The organism is Methylobacterium sp. J-070 (assembly GCF_022829385.1).
In the GTDB taxonomy this organism is placed as follows: Bacteria; Pseudomonadota; Alphaproteobacteria; order Rhizobiales; family Beijerinckiaceae; genus Methylobacterium.
Genome location: NZ_JAKSXX010000272.1, coordinates 1 through 1648 on the forward strand (window position 1 = coordinate 1; position 1648 = coordinate 1648).

Genomic DNA, 1648 nt, shown 5'->3' on the forward strand with positions numbered 1-1648 from the left:
AACGGTCTCGTTCGGCCCAAGCTTGCCCGAGAACCGAGCTAGATGACCGAGGCTCGGCTCATTCAGGCCGCCGGCGTTCGCGAACGTCGCGAGCGCGATACCAACGAGGAACTCAGCTTCCGCTTCCGTCACCGCTCGTCCGCTCAGCGTGCTGGAAGCGCCACGCACGGCCAGCACCGCCTGCCGAAACGCGAGGTCATTTTGCAGGTCTGCTAGCCGGGTCATCGAACTGTGCCTGCGCGATTGGTTTTGAACTCAGCCGAGCCCCCTCCGCGATCGGTTCGATGGATGGAGGTTGCCGAGTATCCATAGATTTAAGACCGCGGGAGCTGCTTGATGCCGCTGAGGGGCCAAAGCCGGTCCGTGAGCGCAAAGGCAGCTTCTGTGAGGGTCATACTGGAACACCGCGTGTAGGGTAACGCTTCGTCAGGATGCGGGCCAGCTTCAGCGGCCAGCGGATTGCCGTCTGACCTCCAACGTGATCGAAAAATTCGCATGAGTCTCGTCCCAGATTTTCTCGCCCGCTTTGCCCGGACGGTAACCGCTTACGCCGGCGATGAAGCGCTGATGCAGGCCGGGGTTTCGGCCACTGCCAACGTGATCGTGGCTGACGGCGAGGTGGCGGGCGACGAGTTCGAGACCGCACTTAAGGGCGTGCTGGCTCACCCGGACGTGGCGAAGGGCTACGACGCCCTGATGCTGGAGGAGGCCCTGTACGATGCAAACGGCCGGGCGCGTACCCGGGCCGGGCGCGCAGACAACCTGCGTCGGGTCGCGGCGATTGCCGTACGACCCGCAGAACAGCGCGAGAGCGTGTTCTTGGTGGCGGTGGACGTGGCCGACCATGACGGCATCGCCGAGATTGAGCATGCCGCGCTGGCAGAGATCGCCGCGGCCTTGCTCGTCGATAAGGCAAGGCTGCTAGAGTCGGTGCCGGCTCGATCTACGCGATTGTCCCCGTCGGCATAGGTCTGACATCGCCCAGTGTAGCAAGCAGCAGCCAGTGAGCCTGGTGCTCCGGACCGCCACGATCGGCAGCGAGGAAGGCGGACAGGCCAATCTCGGTTACGTGCCCTCCCGAGGCGGCGTTACCATCGTGCCGAACAAAACTTTGCCCGGTCCCCGGATCGCACAGCAGACGCCAGCGGTCGCCATTCGAGCTGACGTAGATGTCGCCTCCAGATTCGATCGTCACAGCGGTCGCGCCTCTCATCACGTAGCTTGGAGGATACACCATGAAATTCACGATTACCCTCACGTTTCTAGCGATGGTTGGCTTCTCTGCGACCGTTCATGCGCAAGGGTTGGAGCGAGGTGCTCGTGACGGGGCCGCGCGCGGCGAGGAGATGGCTGGTCCGCTCGGGGCCGTCGTCGGCGGCGCTATCGGGGCGGCCGTGGGTACGGCCAACGGCATCCTCGGCGTCGACCGCCGGAAACGCTTCCGCATCTACGCGCTCGGTGAACACCGCCCATCCATTGCGCTCGCTGGCCCAGTACGGGTCGGGGCCGTGCTGCCGGAGGACGGGGTCGTCTACTACGATGTGCCGCGAGAGTTCGCGCTGCCGGAGTACAGTTACACAATCGTCAATGGCCACCCGGTGCTCGTCGAGCCAGGGAGCCGGCGCATCGTGGAGGTGATCGAGTGATG

At 64.4% G+C, this 1648-nt stretch carries 3 protein-coding genes; 2 read left to right on the forward strand and 1 reads right to left on the reverse strand.

The window, feature by feature from the left end:
- The coding region (locus MKL01_RS30890; protein ID WP_243909004.1) for a hypothetical protein at window positions 1-225 on the reverse strand (225 nt) is incomplete at its 3' end.
- A gap of 270 nt (window positions 226-495) precedes the next feature.
- Between MKL01_RS30890 and MKL01_RS30895 the strand changes: the two genes are divergently transcribed.
- Window positions 496-969, forward strand: coding sequence for a tellurite resistance TerB family protein (locus MKL01_RS30895; protein WP_243909005.1), 474 nt, complete (start codon window positions 496-498; stop codon window positions 967-969).
- Between the two features lie 266 nt (window positions 970-1235).
- A complete protein-coding gene (locus tag MKL01_RS30900; RefSeq protein ID WP_243909006.1) occupies window positions 1236-1646 on the forward strand; it encodes a DUF1236 domain-containing protein in 411 nt (136 codons plus the stop codon).
- Window positions 1647-1648: the final 2 nt, after the last annotated feature.